Origin of the sequence: Tabrizicola sp. (genome assembly GCF_016792905.1) — a bacterium.
GTDB lineage: Bacteria > Pseudomonadota > Alphaproteobacteria > Rhodobacterales > Rhodobacteraceae > Tabrizicola.
The window spans coordinates 1-18,980 of the sequence record NZ_JAEULP010000072.1 but is presented as its reverse complement, the minus strand read 5'-3'; the positions used below and the strand labels follow the sequence as shown (position 1 = coordinate 18,980).

Annotated in this window: 15 protein-coding genes and 1 pseudogene; 7 read left to right on the top strand and 9 right to left on the bottom strand. The window is 67.5% G+C overall.

Annotated elements, in window-relative coordinates; translation table 11 throughout:
• Together JNL31_RS15625 and JNL31_RS15620 are read left to right on the top strand one after the other, a co-directional pair.
• A pseudogene (locus JNL31_RS15625) lies at positions 1-355 on the top strand (ABC transporter substrate-binding protein); the annotation flags it as partial.
• Positions 356-369: 14 nt separating this feature from the next.
• Positions 370-483: an entericidin EcnA/B family protein gene (locus JNL31_RS15620; protein WP_294975163.1), complete on the top strand. Its 114-nt coding sequence runs from the start codon at positions 370-372 to the stop codon at positions 481-483.
• Positions 484-496: 13 nt separating this feature from the next.
• Here JNL31_RS15620 and JNL31_RS15615 read toward each other — a convergent pair whose 3' ends face one another.
• The 3 genes from JNL31_RS15615 to JNL31_RS15605 all read right to left on the bottom strand — a co-directional run bounded on the left by JNL31_RS15615 (position 497) and on the right by JNL31_RS15605 (position 3,397).
• On the bottom strand, positions 497-1,942 hold the full coding sequence (locus tag JNL31_RS15615) for a bifunctional serine/threonine-protein kinase/universal stress protein (RefSeq protein ID WP_294975160.1): 1,446 nt from the start codon (positions 1,940-1,942) through the stop codon (positions 497-499).
• A gap of 3 nt (positions 1,943-1,945) precedes the next feature.
• On the bottom strand, positions 1,946-2,686 hold the full coding sequence (locus JNL31_RS15610) for a metallophosphoesterase family protein (protein WP_294975157.1): 741 nt from the start codon (positions 2,684-2,686) through the stop codon (positions 1,946-1,948).
• A gap of 75 nt (positions 2,687-2,761) precedes the next feature.
• A complete protein-coding gene (locus JNL31_RS15605) occupies positions 2,762-3,397 on the bottom strand; it encodes an XRE family transcriptional regulator (protein WP_294975155.1) in 636 nt (211 codons plus the stop codon).
• 66 nt (positions 3,398-3,463) lie between these two features.
• Between JNL31_RS15605 and JNL31_RS15600 the strand changes: the two genes are divergently transcribed.
• The 3 genes from JNL31_RS15600 to JNL31_RS15590 are packed head-to-tail and all read left to right on the top strand — an operon-like array spanning position 3,464 to position 6,788.
• A complete protein-coding gene (locus tag JNL31_RS15600; protein ID WP_294975152.1) occupies positions 3,464-4,966 on the top strand; it encodes a class I adenylate-forming enzyme family protein in 1,503 nt (500 codons plus the stop codon).
• Positions 4,963-5,592, top strand: coding sequence for a DsbA family oxidoreductase (locus JNL31_RS15595; protein ID WP_294975150.1), 630 nt, complete (start codon positions 4,963-4,965; stop codon positions 5,590-5,592). Before JNL31_RS15600 ends, JNL31_RS15595 begins: the two co-directional genes overlap by 4 nt.
• Positions 5,589-6,788 (top strand): multidrug effflux MFS transporter, encoded by a 1,200-nt coding sequence (locus JNL31_RS15590; RefSeq protein ID WP_294975147.1) that lies wholly within the window; start codon positions 5,589-5,591, stop codon positions 6,786-6,788. The genes JNL31_RS15595 and JNL31_RS15590 overlap by 4 nt, the downstream gene beginning before the upstream one ends.
• Here the strand turns inward: JNL31_RS15590 and mfd are convergent.
• Both mfd and JNL31_RS15580 read right to left on the bottom strand, forming a co-directional pair.
• Positions 6,785-10,231: a transcription-repair coupling factor gene (mfd, locus tag JNL31_RS15585; protein ID WP_294975143.1), complete on the bottom strand. Its 3,447-nt coding sequence runs from the start codon at positions 10,229-10,231 to the stop codon at positions 6,785-6,787. The genes JNL31_RS15590 and mfd overlap by 4 nt on opposite strands.
• Positions 10,232-10,249: 18 nt before the next feature.
• Positions 10,250-10,774, bottom strand: coding sequence for a component of SufBCD complex (locus JNL31_RS15580; RefSeq protein ID WP_294975141.1), 525 nt, complete (start codon positions 10,772-10,774; stop codon positions 10,250-10,252).
• Between the two features lie 127 nt (positions 10,775-10,901).
• Here JNL31_RS15580 and hemB point away from each other — a divergent pair, with 127 nt between their 5' ends.
• Positions 10,902-11,900 (top strand): porphobilinogen synthase, encoded by a 999-nt coding sequence (gene hemB, locus JNL31_RS15575; RefSeq protein ID WP_294975139.1) that lies wholly within the window; start codon positions 10,902-10,904, stop codon positions 11,898-11,900.
• Positions 11,901-11,986: 86 nt separating this feature from the next.
• Here the strand turns inward: hemB and JNL31_RS15570 are convergent, their stop codons facing one another.
• The 3 genes from JNL31_RS15570 to guaB all read right to left on the bottom strand — a co-directional run bounded on the left by JNL31_RS15570 (position 11,987) and on the right by guaB (position 16,743).
• Entirely contained in the window at positions 11,987-14,074 is a 2,088-nt protein-coding gene (locus JNL31_RS15570; protein WP_294975136.1) for an ATP-binding protein, read from the bottom strand.
• Positions 14,075-14,149: 75 nt separating this feature from the next.
• A complete protein-coding gene (locus JNL31_RS15565) occupies positions 14,150-15,295 on the bottom strand; it encodes an RsmB/NOP family class I SAM-dependent RNA methyltransferase (RefSeq protein ID WP_294975134.1) in 1,146 nt (381 codons plus the stop codon).
• The gene (gene guaB / locus JNL31_RS15560) at positions 15,295-16,743 is read right to left on the bottom strand and encodes an IMP dehydrogenase (protein WP_294975133.1); all 1,449 of its coding nucleotides are present in this window, start codon (positions 16,741-16,743) and stop codon (positions 15,295-15,297) included. Before guaB ends, JNL31_RS15565 begins: the two co-directional genes overlap by 1 nt.
• A 144-nt stretch (positions 16,744-16,887) precedes the next feature.
• Here guaB and JNL31_RS15555 point away from each other — a divergent pair, with 144 nt between their 5' ends.
• Complete coding sequence (locus tag JNL31_RS15555; protein ID WP_294975130.1) at positions 16,888-17,583, top strand: type 1 glutamine amidotransferase; 696 nt, start codon at positions 16,888-16,890, stop codon at positions 17,581-17,583.
• Between the two features lie 143 nt (positions 17,584-17,726).
• Here the strand turns inward: JNL31_RS15555 and JNL31_RS15550 are convergent, their stop codons facing one another.
• A complete protein-coding gene (locus JNL31_RS15550; protein WP_294975128.1) occupies positions 17,727-18,722 on the bottom strand; it encodes a tellurium resistance protein in 996 nt (331 codons plus the stop codon).
• Positions 18,723-18,980: the final 258 nt, after the last annotated feature.

Here is an 18,980-nt window from a genome sequence, read left to right as displayed (position 1 = left end):
CGACATGACGCATTACATCCGGTCATTGTCGCTGTCGCCGGGGAACGAGCAACTGCTCTACTGGGGCGCGGGCGGCGTGACCGAGCCCGGCACGCGGAACTGGATGGGGGTGAACTCCCCCGCTGTCGAGGCGATGGTCGCGGCGATGCTGAAAGCGCCCGATGCCGAAGAGTTCACAGCCGCGACGCGTGCCCTGGACCGGGTGCTCACCTCGGGGCGCTACGTCATCCCGATCTGGTACTCCGACCTTTCCCGCTTGGCTTATTCGGCCGACCTGAAGTATCCCGAGAAACTGCCGCTTTATGGTGACTGGACAGGATTCCTGCCCGACACCTGGTGGTACGAGGCAAAATAGACGAGGCAATGGGCATGAAGAAATTGATGGTACTGGCGGCGCTGATGGCGCTTGCGGGCTGCAACACCATCGCGGGCGTGGGCGAGGACATCTCGGGCACGGCGCGCACGGTGCAGGACACGTTCTGAGGCGGGCGATCCCCTAGGCCGGGACCGCCTCCACCAGTGGCGGGGCCGCGGGCTCTGCCGCGCCGCCCTCGCGCAGACGGATCACCGTGACCGAGCAATGCGCCTCGGCCACCACCTGCGCCGAAACCGATCCCAGATAGCGCCGCGTGGTCGAATGCCCGCGCGCGCCCATCATGATGTGGTCGACCCCGTTCGCCGTGGCATAGTCGATGATCGCCTGTCCGGGGTCGGGCCCCTCCAGCACCGTATAGGTCAGCCGGTGATCCGGCAGGTCGATGCCCCCCGCCCAGGCCTTGAGCTGTACGAGGCGCACGACATGCAGGTTGTTGCCCTGGTCGTCGGTGCCCTGGTCCAGGCCGATCCGTGCGGTCTTGATCACGTTCACGCAGGCGATCCGCGCATCCGGCTCGATGGTCAGCATCCGCTTCACGGCGCGCAGAAGCACCTCTGCCAGCCGCTCGCCCTGGGGTGACAGGTCCACCGCGACCACGATGATCGGAACCGAGGCGAGCTGTGCCGCCACCGATACCGGCGCTGTGAACCGCCGGATCTTGCGCATCACCCGCCAGCGGTCAAAGACCTGTAGCCAGCCGTCGCGCCTCACCTTGTGGGCGCGCGCGGTCAGCGCCACCTGCTGCGGGTGCGACAGATCGAAGGCCATCTGCGCCGCCGTCTGGTAGCGGCGCATCGGGTCGACCGACAGCGCCCGCAGGATGATCTCCTGTAGCCATTCCGGCACTTCCGGCCTTATCGCCCGCGGCGGCTCGGGATCGCGCCACAGCCGCTTCCTCACCCCGCGCAGGGTTTCCGGCGTGCCCCAGGGGTTCCGCCCGGTCGCCAGCGCGTAGAGCATCGCCCCGAGGGCGAAGAGGTCGGACCGCGGGTCGTCACGGCAGCGCAGGTACTGTTCCGGCGCGATATAGGGATAGGTCCCCATCGGAATCGTGAATTCCTCGGCCAAGAGGTCCGGCAGCTGGTCATGGCGGCTCAGGCCGAAGTCCACCATCACCATCTCGCCGGTCTTCCGTTGCAGGAAGTTCTCGGGTTTCAGGTCGAGGTGGATGACATGCTGGCGGTGCAGGTCGGCCACCGCCGCCACCATGCGCGCGGCGATCTCGATCACGTCAGACAGGGGCAGGGGCGCCTTCTGGAAGACCGGCAGGAACGAGCCGCCGTCGATCATCTCGGTCACGATATAGGGCATCACGTCGAAGCCACCGGTGGCGATCACCTTCGGCACATGCGGGCCCGACAGGCGCGGCATGATCATCTGCTCGACTTCGAAGCCCACGATGGTCGGCCCGTCATAGCCATCCAGGATCGTCGGCACCTTCATCACCATGGGCAGGTCATGATCGGGGTGCGTCACCGCCCAGATCGTCGCAAAACCCCCGGTGTGAAGCTTTTCGCCAAGCGTGAAGCCGTCGATCTGAAGCCCCTCATGCGGACGTAACTGCATCGCTCACTTTCCCTGAAGCAGGCGCACTGCCAGATCTTCCGGCAGGCCCGCCGCCCGAACCTTGGCGGCGGTGGTTTGAACATCATAGGGCGTGCGGCGGAAGGTCAGCTCGGCGCGCGCCGTATCGACCAGCGCCCATCCCGCCTGCGCCACCCCGTCGCGCGGCTGGCCGACCGAGCCCACCACCGCCAGCCAGCGGCGGCTGGGCAGAAGCGGGATCGGCAGGCTGCTGCGGAACGCCTGTTCGCGCACCATGCCACCCAGGTCGCAACTGGCCAGCAGGGGTACATGCACATGCCCGCACAGGATCAACCGTGCCGTCGTGGCCCGGAAAGACGGGATCGCCTTGGTGTCCGAGGTGACATAGCTCCAGTCCTCCGGGTGGCTGGCCGAGGCATGGACGAACAGTACCCCCTCGGCCTCGGCGGTCAGCGGCAGGCTAGCCAGAAAGTCGACATGGCCATCCCCGAGCCGGTCGCGCGTCCAGTCCAGCGCCTTGCGGGCCAGCGTCGACATTGCCTCGGCCGCGCCTGCCGCCGCATTGTCGTGGTTGCCCCGCACGCAGATTGCGCCCCCGGCCACCAGTGCAGTGGCCTGGTCGCAGCACCAGCCGGGATCCGGCCCGTAGCCGACGATGTCGCCCAGAAGCGCGATCCGGTCGACGCCATGCGCCGCCACATCGGCCAGCACCGCCTCGAATGCCTCGCGATTGGCATGGATGTCCGTCAGGACAGCTATCCGCATCCAGCCCCTCCCGAAGCCTCGTTGCACGATGCCTAGCCGATCCGGTGACGCCCTGCCATGAGCCAGATCAAGGGCTCAGGCCAGCGACGTGACCCAGAGGATCGTCGCATCCTCGTCCGACAGGCTGATCACATTGTGCCCCATGGCCGCGTCGTAGTAGGCGCTGTCGCCCCGGCGCAAGTCCACGGGTTCGTAGAATTCGGTGAAAAGCCGGACGACCCCGGTCAGGACATACAGGAATTCCTCGCCGTCATGGCGGACCCAGCCGTCGAATTCGTCGAAGCTTCGGGCCCGGATCGTGGCGCGGTAGGGCAGCATCTGCTTTCGCGTCAGGCTTCCGGCCATCAGCTCGTGTTCGTAGGTCACGGTCGCCTGGGCCTGGCCTTCGCCTGCCTTCGTCACCGCCATCCGCCCGTTGACCTGCTGCTTCGAGGGCGGAGTGAAAAGCTGCGGCACCGTAATCGCCAGCCCCCCGGCAAGCTTCTTCAGCGCCTCGTAGGTCGGGCTCATCTGGCCGTTCTCGATCTTCGACAGGGTCGAGCGCGCCAGCCCCGCCCGCGTCGCCGCCTCCTCCAGCGTCCAGCCCAGGTTGCGGCGCAGCTCGCGTACCCGCTCGCCCAGGTTCAGCGGTTCGACATGCGCCTCGCCGCCCGCGCCATTCCCGGCCTCGCGCGCCACCCTGATCATGCTCTTTGGATCAGTGACCTTCATGAAAACCGGGATACGGCAGCCATTCCGCGCTTGCAACAGCCGCAAGGGCTTTCTACCCCTCGGACCATGCGCTCTGTCCTCGACACCCGGCCGTTTCCCGTGGCACCGTCGGCCTTCAACCTTGCCGGACATGTGCTGGCACGGGCCGGGAACCTTGGGTCGAAGCCCGCGCTTCTGCTGTTGCATCCCGACAGCGAGGACACCCTGTCCTTTGCGGACCTGCTTGCCCTGACGCAGGGCTGCGGCGGCTGGCTCGTGGCCCAGGGTCTGAACCCCGGCGACCGGGTCCTGATGCGGCTTGGCAACAGCCTCGCTTTCCCGGTCCTCTATCTCGGGGCCATCTGGGCGGGGCTTGTGCCTGTCCCCACCTCGTCGGCCCTGACCGCTGGGGAAATCACCCGCCTTGCGGCGCTTGTCGCGCCCCGGCTGATCCTGGCCGAGCCCGGCATCGCGGTTCCGGCCCATCCCGCGCCGATCCTGGCCCCCGACCTTGCCACCTGGGCCTCCTCCGCCCCGGCGCCCCTTCACCTCGGCGATCCGCAGCGCGAGGCCTATGTCATCTTCACCTCCGGAACCTCGGGCACGCCGATGGCCGTCAGCCACGCCCACCGCGCGATCCTTGCCCGCGCGAACATGCACAGCCATTGGGAAGGCATGACCGAAGCCGACCGCATCCTCCATGCTGGTGCCCTGAACTGGACCTATACCCTCGGCACCGGCCTCCTCGACCCCTGGACCCTTGGCGCAACCGCGCTGGTCCCCGCCGCCGGAACCCTTGCCGCGGACCTGCCCGCACGCCTGGCCCGGTCGCAGGCGACGATCTTCGCTTCCGCGCCCGGCGTCTTCCGGCAGATGCTGCGCGCGCCCTTTCCGCCGCTCCCCCGGCTTCGCCACGGACTCTCCGCCGGCGAGACCCTGTCCCCCGCCCTGCGCGAAGAGTGGGGCAAGAAGACCGGCACGGACCTGCACGAGGCGCTCGGCATGTCCGAGGTCTCGACCTATCTCTCCGGCTCCCCCGCCCGCCCCGCGCCCCCGGGCACGGCGGGACATGTCCAGCCCGGGCGGCATGTCGCCATCCTGGGCGATGACGACCTCGCCGTACCGCGCGGCGAGGCAGGCGAACTCGCCGTCTCGACCAGTGACCCCGGCCTCATGCGTGGCTACATCGGCCATCCCCCGCCGCAAGGCGCATGGTTCCGCACCGGCGATGCCGCCTGGATGGCCAAGGATGGCGCCATCACCCATCTCGGTCGCAAGGATGACCTTCTGAACGCCGGTGGCTTCCGGGTTTCGCCCGCCGAGGTCGAGTCCGCTTTCCATGATCTTCCCGGCCTTGCCGCCTGTGCTGTCACGCAGGTCGAACCCAGCCCCGGCACCACCATCCTCGCGCTGTTCTACGAGGCTTCGTGCGTCCTCGATGAAACCCTTCTGCACCAGCGCGCGGAAAAGGCCCTTGCCCGCTGGAAGCAGCCAAGGCACTACCAGCGGCTTGACGCCCTGCCCCGCACCGGGACTGGCAAGCTGATCCGGCGTGCCCTTGCCGCCGCCTACCGAAAGGACCGACCATGATCCGTCTCGACATCTTCTCCGATCCGGTCTGCCCCTGGTGCTATGTCGGCAAGGCGAACCTCGACCGGGCGCTGGCCACGCATCCCGACCATCCGTTCCAGATCCAGTGGCACCCGTTCCAGCTGAACCCCGACATGCCCCCCGAAGGCGTTGCCAAGCGCGCCTATCTGGAGGAGAAATTCGGCGGCAAGGCCCGCGTCGACGCCGTCCACGACCGCCTGCGCGAAGTTGCCAAGGCAGCAGGCGTCGACATGAACCCCGACAAGCCGCAGCGGATGCCGAACACGCTCGACGCCCACCGCCTGATCCACTGGGCGGGGATCGAGGGGCGACAATCCCCCGTCGTCACCGCCCTGATGCGCGCCTATTGGGTGGAAGGCCGCGACATCGGCGACAGGGCCACCCTCGCCGACATCGCCGCCGAAAACGGCATGGACCGCGACGCCACCCTGCGGCTTCTGCAATCAGACGCCGATGCCGACGATATCCAGGCCCGCGACCGCGATGCCCGCCACAAGGGCGTCACCGCCGTCCCGACCTTCCTCATCGCGCAGCAGTACGTGGTCAGCGGGGCGCAACCGCCCGAGACCTGGGAGCAGGTGATCGCGGAGCTTGCCGCGAAATGACGCGCCGCCCCGCGCAAGCCGCCTTCGTGGCGATGATGGCGATGCTTTTCGCCACCATCGCGCTGTCGATCGACGCGATGCTGCCCGCCCTGCCCGCGATCGCCGCCGAACTGACGCCGGACGACACCAACCGGGCGCTCCTCATCATCTCCAGCTTCTTCCTGGGCATGGGCCTTGGCACCTTCGTCGCCGGGCCGGCCTCCGACGCGCTTGGCCGCAAGCCCGTCATCTTCGCCTGCGCCACGATCTACGCCGTCGCAACGGTGCTGTGCTGGTTCGCGCCAAGCCTTGAGCTTCTGCTTTTCGCCCGCATCGTGCAGGGCCTTGGCGCCGCGGCCCCCCGCGTCGTCGGCATGGCGATGGTGCGCGACCTTTACAAGGGCCGCGACATGGCCCGGATCGTGTCGCTGGTCATGATGATCTTCATGATCGTCCCGGCCCTCGCCCCGTTGCTGGGCCAGGGCATCCTCCTGTTCGGCAACTGGCGCACGATCTTTGCCGCCCTGCTTGTCTTCACCGTGATCGCCAATGCCTGGGTGCTGCTGGGCCAGCCCGAGACCCTGGCCCCCGAGGCCCGCCGCCCCTTCCGCGCGGGCCACCTGTGGCAGTCCGCGGTCGAGATGTCGCGCCACCGGATCGCGCTGATTTCCACATTGTGCCAGGGGTTTGGCTCGGCCTGCCTCTTGTCGACCGTATCGTCGCAGCAAGCCATCTTCGCCGAAACCTTCGGGCGCATCGAAACCTTCCCGCTCTGGTTCGGCTTCATCGCGCTCTGCGCCGCCAGCGGCAGCCTGCTGAATTCGCGCATCGTGATGCGGATGGGGATGCGGCGGGTGATCATCACCACCTATATCGGCGAGGTCGCCCTGACCCTCGCAATCCTGGCGCTTGACGCGACCGGCCTGATGCCCGACGTCCTTGCCTTCCCGGTCCATGTCTTCTGGTCGATCACCGTCTTCGCGATGATGGGCCTGACGCAGGGCAACCTGACCGCGCTGGCGATGGAGGATCTGGGCCATATCGCCGGGTTCGCCGCTTCGATGATCACCGCAATCTCGACCGTCATGGCCTCGCTTCTCGCGGCGCCGGTCGGCCTCGCCTTCAACGGCACGCAGATTCCGCTGATGGTCGCCGTCGCGGTCTATTCCAGTCTCGCGCTGGGTCTCGTCGGCTCGCACAGCGCGCGAAAGGTCTAAGGTCGCTTTCCGGCCTTCACCGCCTCTGCCAGGTCACGCGCGATGTTGAACGCGCCCTTGATCCGGTCGCCTTCCGTCTTCATCTCGCCCACCAGCACGATCTTCGTGCCCTGCACCTTCGCCGCCCCGCCCTGCGCCTTCAGGAAATCGACGAGGCCCGCCGGATTGGCGAACTTGTCGTTGTGGAACTGGACCGTCGCCCCCTTCGGCCCCGCATCCAGCCTGGCGATCCCCGCCCGCTTCGCCATCGCCTTGATCCGCACGATCAGCATCAGCGTGTTGACCTCTTTCGGCAGCGGCCCGAAGCGGTCGATAAGCTCCGCCGCGAACCCTTCCAGCTCCACCTTGGTGCCCAGGCTCGACAGCCGCCGGTAAAGACCCAGCCGGATGTCGAGATCGGGGATGTAGCTTTCCGGGATCATGACCGGCACCCCGAGGTTCAGTTGCGGCGACCAGTCGTCGTCGATGGCCGACAAGCCCTGCAACTCGCCCGACTTGATCTTGGCAATCGTCTCTTCCAGCATCTGCTGGTACAGCTCGTAGCCCACCTCCCGGATATGCCCCGACTGCTCCTCGCCCAGAAGGTTCCCCGCCCCCCGCAGGTCAAGGTCGTGGCTCGCCAGGTTGAATCCAGCCCCAAGGCTGTCCAGACTGCCCAGAAGCCGCAGCCGCTTCACCGCCTGCGGCGTCAGCGGCGCGCGGGGTTTTGTCGTCAGGTAGCAGTAGGCCCGCGTCTTCGATCGGCCCACCCTTCCGCGGATCTGGTACAGTTGGCTGAGCCCGAACATATCGGCCCGGTGGACAATCATTGTGTTGGCCGTGGGAATATCCAGTCCGCTTTCAACAATCGTCGTGGCGAGCAGCACGTCGTACTTGCCGTCGTAGAACTGGTTCATCCGCTCGTCCAGATCGCCCGCCGCAAGCTGGCCATGGGCGATGACGTAGCTTGCTTCCGGCACATGGGTCTTCAGGAACTCCTCGATGTCGGGCAGGTCGGCGATGCGGGGGACGACATAGAAGCTTTGCCCGCCGCGGAAGCGTTCGCGCAGGATCGCCTCGCGGATCGTGATCGTGTCGAATTCGGAAACATAGGTGCGGATCGCCAGCCGGTCGACCGGGGGCGTCGCGATGATCGACAGATCGCGCACCCCGGCAAGGCTCAGTTGCAGCGTCCGCGGAATCGGCGTGGCGGTCAGCGTCAGCACATGCACTTCCGACCGCATTTCCTTCAGCCGTTCCTTGTGCGTCACCCCGAAATGCTGCTCTTCGTCGATGATCAACAGCCCCAGTTTCTTGAAGCTGATCCCCTTGGCCAATAGCGCATGGGTCCCGACCACGATGTCCACGCTGCCATCGGCCATCGCCGCCCGGGTGGCATTGGCATCCTTGGTGGAAACAAACCGCGACAGGGGCCGCACCGAAATCGGAAAACCGCGGAATCGCTCGGCAAAACTCCGATAGTGCTGACGCGCCAGCAGCGTCGTCGGGCAGATCACCGCGACCTGCATCCCCGACAGCGCCGCGACAAACGCCGCCCGCATCGCAACCTCGGTCTTTCCGAAGCCAACGTCCCCGACGATCAACCGGTCCATGGGGCTGCCCTTCTCCAGGTCCGCGACCACATCGGCAATCGCCGAAAGCTGGTCGTCGGTTTCCTGATAGGGGAACCGGGCCGCGAAGGCCTCCCAGATCGAATGCGGCGCCTCCAGGATCGGCGCGTGGCGCAGCGCCCGTTCCGCCGCCACCCGCATCAGCCGGTCGGCAATCTCCTTGATGCGTTCCTTGAGCTTGGCCTTCTTCGCCTGCCAGGCTCCGCCGCCCAGGCGGTCGAGCAAGCCCTCCTCGTGCCCATAGCGCGACAGCAGTTCGATATTCTCGACGGGCAGGTAAAGCTTTGCGTTCTCGGCATATTCCAGCATAACGCAGGCATGGGGCGCCCCCAGCGCGGTGATCGTCTCGATCCCCAGGTAGCGCCCCACCCCATGCTCGACATGCACCACCAGATCGCCGGGGCTGAGCGTGTCGACCTCACGCAGGAAGTTCTCGGCCTTCCGCTTCCGGCGCGGCTTGGCGGTCAGCCGCTCGCCCAGCACGTCCTGTTCCGAGATGACGGCGAGGCCCGGTGCCACGAACCCTGCCTCCAGGGGCCAGACCACCAGAAACAGGCCGCCTCTTCCCTCCGGCACCTCGCGGAAATCGGCGATCTCCCGCGCGCCAGTCAACCCGTTATCCGCCAGCAGTCCCTTCAGCCGCTCCCGCGCGCCCTCGGACCAGGAGGCGATGACCACCTGCCCGGTCTTTGCCAGTACTTGAACATGCTCCGCCAAGGCGCCGAAAAGATTTATCTTTTCCTGCTGTCGTTCCGGCGCGAAATTCCGCCCCGCCCGTGCCCCCGCGTCCAGTACGCCAGGCCCCGGGCTCTGGGCCAAGGGCGACAGCTGCACCACGCGGGTCGCCGCCAGCGCCGCCTCCCAACCCGCATCGTCCAGGTACAGCTCTTCCGCCGGCACCGGCTTGTAGATGGTGTCGATCCGCCCCTTCGCCCCCATGGCCTCGTGGCGGGCGTCGTAGCTGTCCAGGGTCCCCTCCCAGCGTGCCAACCGCGCCGGTGTGACCTGATCGTCAAGCAGCACCGAAGCCTTGGGCAAATAGTCGAACAGCGTCTCCAGCCGCTCGTGGAAGAAGGGCAGCCAGTGCTCCATCCCCTGGTGTTTGCGCCCCGCGCTCACCGCCTCGTACAGCGGATCGTCGGTTCCCGCCGCGCCAAAGGCGATGCGGTAGTTCTGCCGGAAGCGGGCAATCGCGGCCTCATCGAGGATCACCTCGGAAACGGCGGAAAAATCGACACTTTTCAGCTTTTCGACCGTCCGCTGCGACCCGGCATCGAACCGCCGCGCCCCATCCAGCACGTCGCCGAAGAAATCCAGCCGGATCGGCCCGCCCGGCCCCGGCGGATAGATATCGACGATTCCTCCACGCAACGCATAGTCGCCCGGTTCCGCCACGGTCGAGACTGGCGAGAACCCCATCCGCGCCAGGAACCCCTTCAGCCGCGCCTCGTCGACTCTTTCGCCCACCGTCGCGCGGAACGAGGCCGCCCGCACCACCTCGCGCGCGGGCACCTTCTGCGTCGCCGCGTTCAGCGTCGTGAGCAGCACGAACGGCCCGGCCAACCCGTCGGCCAGTGCCGCAAGTGTCGCCATCCGCCGCGCCGAAATCTCGGGGTTCGGGCTGACGCGGTCATAGGGCAGGCAGTCCCAGGCCGGAAACTCCAGCACCGCCACCTCCGGCGCCATGACCGCCAGTGCCGCCCGCATCGCCGCGGCCCGCTTGTCGTCGCGCGCGACATGGATGACGGGGCGTCCCCGCGCCAGTTCGCGCGCGACGATCCGGGCGTCAAAGCCCTCGGGCGCACCGCCCATGAGAATACGTTCGGCAGTCATGTCCCTTGCCTGCCCCGGTCAGTTCAGGATCGAAACGCTGATGTTCTGCCAGGTTCCATAGAAAGCCGTCACGGCAATCGAAACCATCCCGATCACCTGCACGATCCGACGGTGAACGGTCAGGCGGTGGAAGAGCGCCTCGCCGGTGCCCCCTTCGGCCACGATCCTGCGGCTGGAACGGACGCTGACCCAGACCACCAGGATCATCGGCCCCATGAGCAGAATCAGCGCCTGTGCAAACTCGATGTCGTACCAGAAGGCCAGGACCAGGAAAGAGGTCAACCAGAAGGCAGCCGTGCCCACCATCATCCAGGCCCCCTTGTCCACCACATGCAGAAGCCGGTTGATGTTGATCCGGACCAGGTCCTCGACATCGGCCTGGGCCTGCCCGCCCTCGCGCCTTGCACGTTGGATCATGTCATGCGGCACGCCCAGCACCCAGTGGCTGACCGATGACCACAGTGTCGCCAGTGCGATCCAGTACCAGAGGTTCGAGAACGACCTCATGTCGATCACTTCCAGCGCGGTATCCAGCACATCCACCTTGTGCGGTCTCCTTCAGGTGTTCCGCCGCCCGCTTGACATGTCTTGAGGCCGCCCTCTTTCCATGGCAGGCAGAAGCGCAAGCCGCAAGTCCCTGCTTTTGCGGGGGCACGAGGAGGAGCCAGCGATGCAACCGATCCAAGCCCCCTATCCGACGACCCGTTTCCGCCGCTTGCGCCGCACTGCGGCCCTGCGCGCGCTGGTGCAGGAGACCACGCTGACCACGGGCGACCTGATCTGGCCGGTGTTCCTCTGCGACGGCGCGAACCAGCGCCAGCCCGTCGCCTCGATGCCGGGGGTGGAGCGGCTGTCGCTCGACCTGATCGTCGGCGCGGCGGCCGATGCGCGGGATCTCGGCATCCCGGCGATCTGTCTCTTTCCCTATACCGATCCGGGCCTGAAGACCGCCGACTGCCGCGAGGCCTGGAATCCCGAGAACCTGACCAACCGCGCGATCCGGGCGATCAAGGCGCAGGTGCCGGACATCGCGGTCATGACCGACGTGGCGCTCGATCCCTACAACGCGCATGGCCATGACGGGCTGGTGGTGGACGGCGTCATCCTCAACGACGAGACGGTCGAGGCGCTGGTGAAGATGGCGCTGGCCCAGGCCGCGTCGGGCGCGGACATCCTTGGCCCCTCCGACATGATGGACGGCCGGATCGGCGCGATCCGTGCGGCGCTCGAGTCCGCGGGCCACAAGGATGTGGCGATCCTGTCCTACGCCGCGAAATACGCCAGCGCCTTCTACGGGCCGTTCCGCGATGCGGTGGGGGCGACCGGGGCGCTCAAGGGCGACAAGAAGACCTACCAGATGAACCCCGCCAATAGCGACGAGGCGATCCGGCTGGTCGCCCGCGACCTGGCCGAAGGCGCCGACATGGTGATGGTGAAGCCGGGGATGCCCTATCTCGACATCTGCGCGCGGGCGAAGGACGCTTTCGGCGCGCCCACCTTCGCCTACCAGGTCTCGGGCGAATACGCGATGATCCAGGCGGCGGCGCAGAATGGCTGGATCGACGGCGAGAAGGCGATGGTCGAAAGCCTGCTGGCCTTCAAGCGGGCGGGCTGCGACGGGATCCTGACCTATTTCGCGCCCGCCGTGGCGAAGCTCCTGCGAGGCTGAGGCGAAACGGTTCCGCCCGGCACCAAACTCCCCCGAAGGAATTTGCAAAAGTCTTCGAAGACTTCTGTGCCCACTGCCTGCCCGCCTCAGCTCAACAGCCCCTGCACCGTGTTGGTCAGGTCGTTCAGCGAGAACGGCTTCGGCAGGAACACCGAATTCGGCACCCGCGCCTGGTCTTCGGCGAGCCCGTCCTCGGCATAGCCCGACATGAAGATCACCTTGACGCCCGGCCGTTCCAGATGTGCGCGCCGTACCCAGGCCGGGCCGTCCATCCCCGGCATCACCACGTCGGTGACGAACAGGTCGACGTGCAGCGTCTTGTCCTCCAGCTTCGCCAGCGCCTCCTCGGCATTGGCCGCCTCCAGCACGGTATAGCCACGCAGCGACAGCGCCCGGCTGGCGAAGGCGCGGACCGAGGCCTCGTCCTCCACCAGGAGGACCACACCCTCGCCCTGTTTCGCGGCCACACGACGCGTCTCGATCACCGGAACGGCCCTGTCGTCACCGTCGAAGACCGGAAAATAGAGCGAGAAGGTCGTCCCCGCGCCGACGGTCGAATCGACGAAGATGAAGCCGCCGGACTGCTTCATGATGCCGTAGGCCATCGACAGGCCAAGTCCCGTGCCTTCCCCGATGCGCTTGGTGGTGAAGAACGGCTCGAAAATCTGCCGCAACTGGTGTTCCGGGATGCCGGTGCCATGGTCGATGACACGGATCACCGTGTAGTCCCCGGCCGGCACGGTCGCGCGGTCGCGCTTCAGGTCTTCGGCCAGCGTGACCGGCTCGGTCTCGATCCGCACATCGCCGCCCTGGGGCATCGCATCGCGGGCATTGACCACCAGGTTGATCAGCACCTGCTCGATCTGCCGCTTGTCGGCGCGGATGCGGCCGAGCGTCCGGTTGCCCTCGCGCCCCGGACGACCGAGCGACAGGTCCACCTTCTCCACCATCAGCCGGTTGAGGAGATGGATCAGGTCGGCCAGCACATCCTCCAGGTCCAGGACCTCCGGATTGAGCGTCTGCTTGCGCGAAAAGGCCAGGAGCTGCCCCACCAGTGCCGCCGCCCGGTTGGCGTTCTGCCGGATCTGCTCCAGATCGGCGAAATCGCTGTCCTCGCGGCCGTGACGCAGCAGAAGCAGGTCGCAGTGGCCGGAAATCGCCGTCAGCAGGTTATTGAAATCATGCGCGATTCCGCCCGCCAGCTGGCCGATGGCCTGCATCTTCTGGCTCTGGGCGAACTGCGCTTCCAGCGTCTTCAGCCGCGTCGCGTCGTTCAGGATCGCCAAGGCGCCCGGGCGCCCGCCCTCGACATAGCGGCGCAGCGTGATCTGCAGGAAGCGCTCCTCCTCGCCACGCACCCGCAGCACTTCGGCGCCGCCCGGATGGCGCCCGGCCGTCACGTCGGCCAGCCACTCCGACACCGGCCGCCCCAGCCCCTCGAAGAGATCGTGGAACATCGCGGCGCGGATCTCGCCGTTCCACATCAGCTCGCGCGCGGCGAAGTTCGCGACCCGCATCACCCCGTCCGGGCCGAAGGTCATGATCGCGACCGGAACCTCCTCAAGATCGGCCCCCACCGCAACCACCGCCGGGCGCTCGGCGATGCCGGTGCCGTCCCTCGGCAGGTCCAGATCGTCGGCCCGCCAGAAATAGCTCGTCTCGCCTGCCCGGTGCACCGTCAGGCGCAGGACCGAGCTTGCCCCCTGAATATCCTCGCGCGCGGCCCCTTCCGCCTCGGCGCGCTTCTGCAGCCGCATCAGCAACTCGCCGGGATGCAGGGCAAAGCGGCCAAAGGCGTCGTGCAGGCTGCGGACATCGGCCCCGAATCGGGTTTCCGCTGCGAGGTTGCGCAGGATCAGGTGACCCGCCGCGTCGGTCATGAAGCAGGGCGCCGGATCATCCGCCATCAGTTGAAAGGCGCGCAGGCTCTCTGCCTCGCTCTGGCGTTCAGCCAGAAGGCCCCAGCCGCCAAGCGTCAGAGCCAGCGCGACCAGCACCAGGCCGACCAATGGCAAGGTCAGGCTCGCCTCGCGGAAGAACAAGGCCCAAAGGAGGATCAAGCCAAATCCAAGGGCCGTCAGCGCCAGAAGACCATCCCGCCCGACACGCTCCAGATGCAACCGACCCGTCAATACGGCTCCCCCACCCCTCTCGATCAGACTGCCATCCGTCATGGCCCGACCATCGCCGGAAGGGGTTAAGCGAGTGTTAACTCTGCCGGGTGGCACGTCTTGGTTGAGTTCGAGATTTCAGATTCGCTGCAAAAGTGCAAGGTAGAAGCCGTCGCCGCCCTGCAACGGCGTCAGTCGCAGCTCGTGCTCCAGCCGCCAGCCCAAGGTCCGGGAGAGGACCGCGCGCACCTGTCCGCCGTTCTCCCGCTCCAGCAGCGAGCAGGTGGCATAGGCGAGCCTGCCACCCGCCAAAACCATCGGCGCCACCCGGTCGAGGATCGCGGCCTGCGTCGCCTCGGTCGCGGCAAGTCCCTCGGGCGTCAACCGCCACTTGCCTTCCGGATCGCGCCGCCAGCTGCCCGAACCGGAACAGGGGGCGTCGACCAGCACCAGGTCATAGGGTGCCTCCTCCTCCGGCCGGTCGGTCAGGGCGACCTTCACCCCCGCCCGCTTCGCGCGCTCCGGCAGATCGGCCATACGCCTTGGATTCGCGTCATGCGCGTGGAGCTTCAGCCGCGCCCGCGCCGCCATGGCCAGCGTCTTGCCACCGCCACCGGCGCAATGGTCCAGCACCTTCATGCCATCCATCAGCGGCAGCGCCTCGACCACCGCCTGCGAGGCGGCGTCCTGCAACTCGACCAGTCCCGACCGGAAAGCCTCCGACGCCTGCACCCGACGGGCATTCTCCACCACTTCCAGCGCCGTCGCGGCCAGGGGATGCGGGCGCGCGACGATTCCCTCCGCCGCCAGCGCCGCAATCGCACCCGGCGCATCGGTCTTTCCCAGATTCGCCCGAAGGAACACCGGCGCCCGAATGCGCAACGCCTCGGCCACCGCTTCCAACTCCGCCCCAAGGCTCTCGCGCAACTCCGGCACCAGCCAGCCCGGCAGGTCCAGCCGCTCCCCCGGCGAAGGCTCCCGCCCCGCCTCCTCCGGCCCCGGCACTTCCGGTGCATGGCCTTCGCCCGAAAACAGCGTCTCCTGCCCCGCCGCGCGCATCAGCCCCAGGACCAGCCCGCGCCCGGTCAGCCCGCCTCCCAGCGCCGCAGCCGACCCCCGCCGCCGCAGCGCATCGAACACCAGGTCCCGCACCGCCGCCCGGTCGCCCGAGCCCGCATAGCGCGAGGCCCGCCCCCAGTTGGTCAACGCCTTCTCGGCAGGCTCCCCGGCCAGCACCCGGTCCAGCACGGCAATCGCCGCCGAGAGACGGGCGCCGGGGGTCATCACATCCCCCGATAGTTCGGGCTTTCCCGGGTGATCTGCACGTCATGGACATGGCTTTCCTTCAAGCCAGCCCCGGTGATCCGCACGAACTGGCACTTCGACCGCATCTCGGCCACCGTCGCGCAGCCGGTATAGCCCATCGCCGCCCGCAGCCCCCCCACCATCTGGTGGATCACCGCCGCCGCCGAGCCCTTGTAGGGCACCTGCCCCTCGATCCCTTCCGGCACCAGCTTGTCGCTGGCCGCATCCTTCTGGAAATAGCGGTCCGCCGAACCCCGCGCCATCGCCCCCAGCGAGCCCATGCCCCGATAGGCCTTGAACGACCGCCCCTGCCACAGGATCACCTCGCCCGGAGACTCATCCGTCCCCGCAATCGCCGAACCCACCATCGCGCAAGACGCCCCGGCCGCGATCGCCTTGGCGAAATCGCCGGAATACTTGATCCCGCCATCCGCGATCACCGGAATCTCCCCGGCGGCCCGCGCCGCATCCATGATCGCCGTCAGCTGCGGCACACCGACGCCCGCCACGATCCGCGTCGTGCAGATCGACCCCGGCCCGATCCCGACCTTCACCGCATCCGCCCCCGCGCCGATCAGCGCCCGCGTCGCCTCGGCCGTCGCCACGTTCCCGGCGATCACCTGCACCCGGTTCGACAGCTTCTTGATCCGCTCGACCGCCTTCGCCACGCCTTCCGAATGGCCATGCGCCGTGTCGATCACCACGAGGTCCACCCCTGCGTCAATCAAGGCCTGCGAACGGTCAAATCCCGCATCCCCCACCGTCGAGGCCGCCGCCACCCGCAGCCGCCCCATCTCGTCCTTGCAGGCATGGGGGTTCAGCACCGATTTCTCGGTATCCTTCAAGGTCAGAAGCCCGGTCAGCTTGCCCTTGCCGTCCGTCACCAGAAGCTTCTCGATCCGCCGTGCCTTCATCAGGCTGATCGCCTCGGCCCGGTCGACCGGCTCCCGCAGCACCGCGAGGTTTTCCGAGGTCATCATCACCCGGACCGGCGTCTTGTCGTCGCTGGCAAAGCGCATGTCGCGGTTGGTCACGATCCCCAGCACCCGGCCCGCGCCATCCACCACCGGAAAGCCGGTGATCGCGTAACGCTCCATCAGCGCCTTGGCATCGGCAAGCGTCTGATCCGGCGTCAGGGTGATCGGCTGGTAGACCACGCCGCTTTCGAACCGCTTCACCCGGCTGACTTCCCGCGCCTGCGCCTCGGGGTCGAGGTTCCGATGGATCACCCCGATCCCCCCCGCCTGCGCCATGGCAATCGCCATCCGGCCTTCCGTCACCGTGTCCATCGCGCTCGACAAGAGCGGGATGTTCATCCGGATCGCCTTCGTGACGTAAGTCGAGGTGTCGGCATCCGACGGCAGCACGCTCGATGCCGCAGGCACCAGAAGCACGTCGTCAAAGGTGAGAGCCTCACGAATCTCCATGGGTCAACCCTCCGGGAGCAAGCGTCGTTTGGCGGTTCCCCTTTTCATGCGCCGCGACCGGACGCAAGGGCAAAACCGTTCCCGAATACGCCTCTTGCACCTGCGCCCCACCCATGCAGATTACCGGGAAACAAGTGAGGCCCCATGCGCGTCGCCATCGTCGAAAACACCGGCATCACCCATCACGGCCAGGTCGGCGTCGCGCTGCACGAACAGGCAGCGCGGGTCGACCTCTACAAGCCATGGTCGGGCCAGGGCCTGCCACACACGGTCGATGCCGATGCGCTGGTGGTCTTCGGCGGCGAACAGGCCGCAACCGACGATCACACCCACCCCTACCTGCCCGATCTCGCCCGCCTGATGGCCGACTACACCGCGATGGACCGCCCGGTCCTTGGCATCTGCCTCGGCTCGCAGCTTCTCGCCCGCGCTTTCGGCGGCGAGAACCATCTCGGCATCGCGCCGGAATTCGGCTGGGTCGACGTCGCGCTGACCGAGGCCGGCCGCGCCGACCCGGTACTCTCCGCCGTCCCCGACCGTTTCCCGATCTTCCAGTGGCATTCCGACACCTTCACCCTGCCGCCGGATTCCGTCCACCTCGCAAAAAGTCACACCGCGCGGCACCAGGCCTTCCGCATCGGCCGCGCCACCTATGGCACCCAATTCCATTTCGAGGCGAGCCGCGCCGTCGTCCGCGACTGGTCCGAGACCTTCCCGGAAATCGCCGACCGCATGTCCCCCGGCTGGTCCCGCCGCCACCCGGAGCTTGCCGCCACCGTCGGGCAGGAAGCCGATGCCCACGGCCTCGCCCTCGCCCGCGCCTGGGTCGGGCTGATCTGATCCCGAAAGACCATAAGCCTTTCACATTTGCCCAAATATCCCCGCCGGAGGCATATCCGAGCCGGTTGTGCGCCCTTCGCGCACAGAGGCAAGACAAAAGGCTTGCGCGTCAGCGCTCAACTTGAAAACCGCCCCAACCCGCCTCAAGCCTCCGCCGCGTTCGTCACTGCCGCCAGCTTCCCGCCCGGCCAGCGCTTCAGCACCCACCACAGGATCGCCGGGATCAGTCCCAGCCCGACCACGGAAAAAGCCAGTCCGGGCCAGAACCAGATGCCGCCAGCAAGGAGCAGCGCGGTTGAAAGCGCCGCGAGCGGAAAGGTGAAGGCGCCCCACATCGGCGTGACCCCGGCCTGCGTCACCCAGCGCCCGGCGGCCAGAAGCAGGACCGCATAGGCCAGCCCCAGCGCCGCGAACCCGACCCCGAACTCCGGCCACGCCAGCAAGGTCGCGACGCTGGACAGAAGCGCCGCCGGCGCCAGATGGATCGCCAGCAGCGGACGCAGGGGCGCGGGCGGCACCGAGCGGGCGAACTGCCGCAGGCTCAGTCCCCAGATCACCACGGCCACCGGCAGCATCGCCCAGAACAAGGCCTCCGCCAGCCAGCCCCATCCCAGGGCCAGTGCCGCAGGTGCCGCGACGATGAAGCCCACGACGCTCAGATGCAGCGTCGGGTTCACCAAACGGGCCTCCGGCGACAGGCCCAAGAGAAGTCGAACCAGCACCCCCGCGAGAACCGCCTGTCCAGCCAGCGATGCCAACAGCAGCACCGCCGAAACCGGCGTGCTGTAGGCTGAGACCAGACCCGCCGTCACCATGCCGCCCATGCTCATCGCGGCCAGCCCCGACCGCCCCGGCAGGACCCGCAGGTCCTCGGCCACGACCCCCGGGCGGCGTGCAACCTTGGCCAGGTAGGCGACGGTGGCAAACAGCCACAGTGCCACTGCAACCCCCGCCAGAAGATCGGCCAATCCCTGATCCCAGCCCATGCGGCCAAGTGCCAGCCGCACCGCACCCGCCAATCCCAGAAGCCCTAGGATGGGCGGAAAGATCGCAGGCGGCGTCCGCGCGAACAGCGCCGTGCGCCGGGGCGGAAACTCTGGTGGCGGATAACGTTTCGGGCGGCGGTCGTTGGTGATCATGCGGGGCTCCTTCCGCCTCTGATACCCTGCCCGCTGCCGCTCGCCCATGCGGCGATAGGCGCAGGGAACACCCGCGGCGGCAGGTTCCAAAGCGACACCAAGAGTCTTAAGACTTCTTAGCCTCTAGAAAGGAACGCAACACCTGAGGTTTGGAGGGGGGTTGCGATGGAGAGGCGGGGGCGGCATCTGGACGCATGCGAGCGTGCGGTGATTTTTGCGGAGCATCGCCGGGGCACGAGCCAGCGGGAGATCGCGCGG

Coding starts and splice junctions, on each gene's coding strand:
- JNL31_RS15620 (WP_294975163.1), top strand. CDS start 370: ATGAAGAAATTGATGGTACTGGCGGCGCTGATGGCGCTTGCGGGCTGC.
- JNL31_RS15615 (WP_294975160.1), bottom strand. CDS start 1,942: ATGCAGTTACGTCCGCATGAGGGGCTTCAGATCGACGGCTTCACGCTT.
- JNL31_RS15610 (WP_294975157.1), bottom strand. CDS start 2,686: ATGCGGATAGCTGTCCTGACGGACATCCATGCCAATCGCGAGGCATTC.
- JNL31_RS15605 (WP_294975155.1), bottom strand. CDS start 3,397: ATGAAGGTCACTGATCCAAAGAGCATGATCAGGGTGGCGCGCGAGGCC.
- JNL31_RS15600 (WP_294975152.1), top strand. CDS start 3,464: ATGCGCTCTGTCCTCGACACCCGGCCGTTTCCCGTGGCACCGTCGGCC.
- JNL31_RS15595 (WP_294975150.1), top strand. CDS start 4,963: ATGATCCGTCTCGACATCTTCTCCGATCCGGTCTGCCCCTGGTGCTAT.
- JNL31_RS15590 (WP_294975147.1), top strand. CDS start 5,589: ATGACGCGCCGCCCCGCGCAAGCCGCCTTCGTGGCGATGATGGCGATG.
- mfd (WP_294975143.1), bottom strand. CDS start 10,231: ATGACTGCCGAACGTATTCTCATGGGCGGTGCGCCCGAGGGCTTTGAC.
- hemB (WP_294975139.1), top strand. CDS start 10,902: ATGCAACCGATCCAAGCCCCCTATCCGACGACCCGTTTCCGCCGCTTG.
- JNL31_RS15570 (WP_294975136.1), bottom strand. CDS start 14,074: ATGACGGATGGCAGTCTGATCGAGAGGGGTGGGGGAGCCGTATTGACG.
- JNL31_RS15565 (WP_294975134.1), bottom strand. CDS start 15,295: ATGACCCCCGGCGCCCGTCTCTCGGCGGCGATTGCCGTGCTGGACCGG.
- guaB (WP_294975133.1), bottom strand. CDS start 16,743: ATGGAGATTCGTGAGGCTCTCACCTTTGACGACGTGCTTCTGGTGCCT.
- JNL31_RS15555 (WP_294975130.1), top strand. CDS start 16,888: ATGCGCGTCGCCATCGTCGAAAACACCGGCATCACCCATCACGGCCAG.
- JNL31_RS15550 (WP_294975128.1), bottom strand. CDS start 18,722: ATGATCACCAACGACCGCCGCCCGAAACGTTATCCGCCACCAGAGTTT.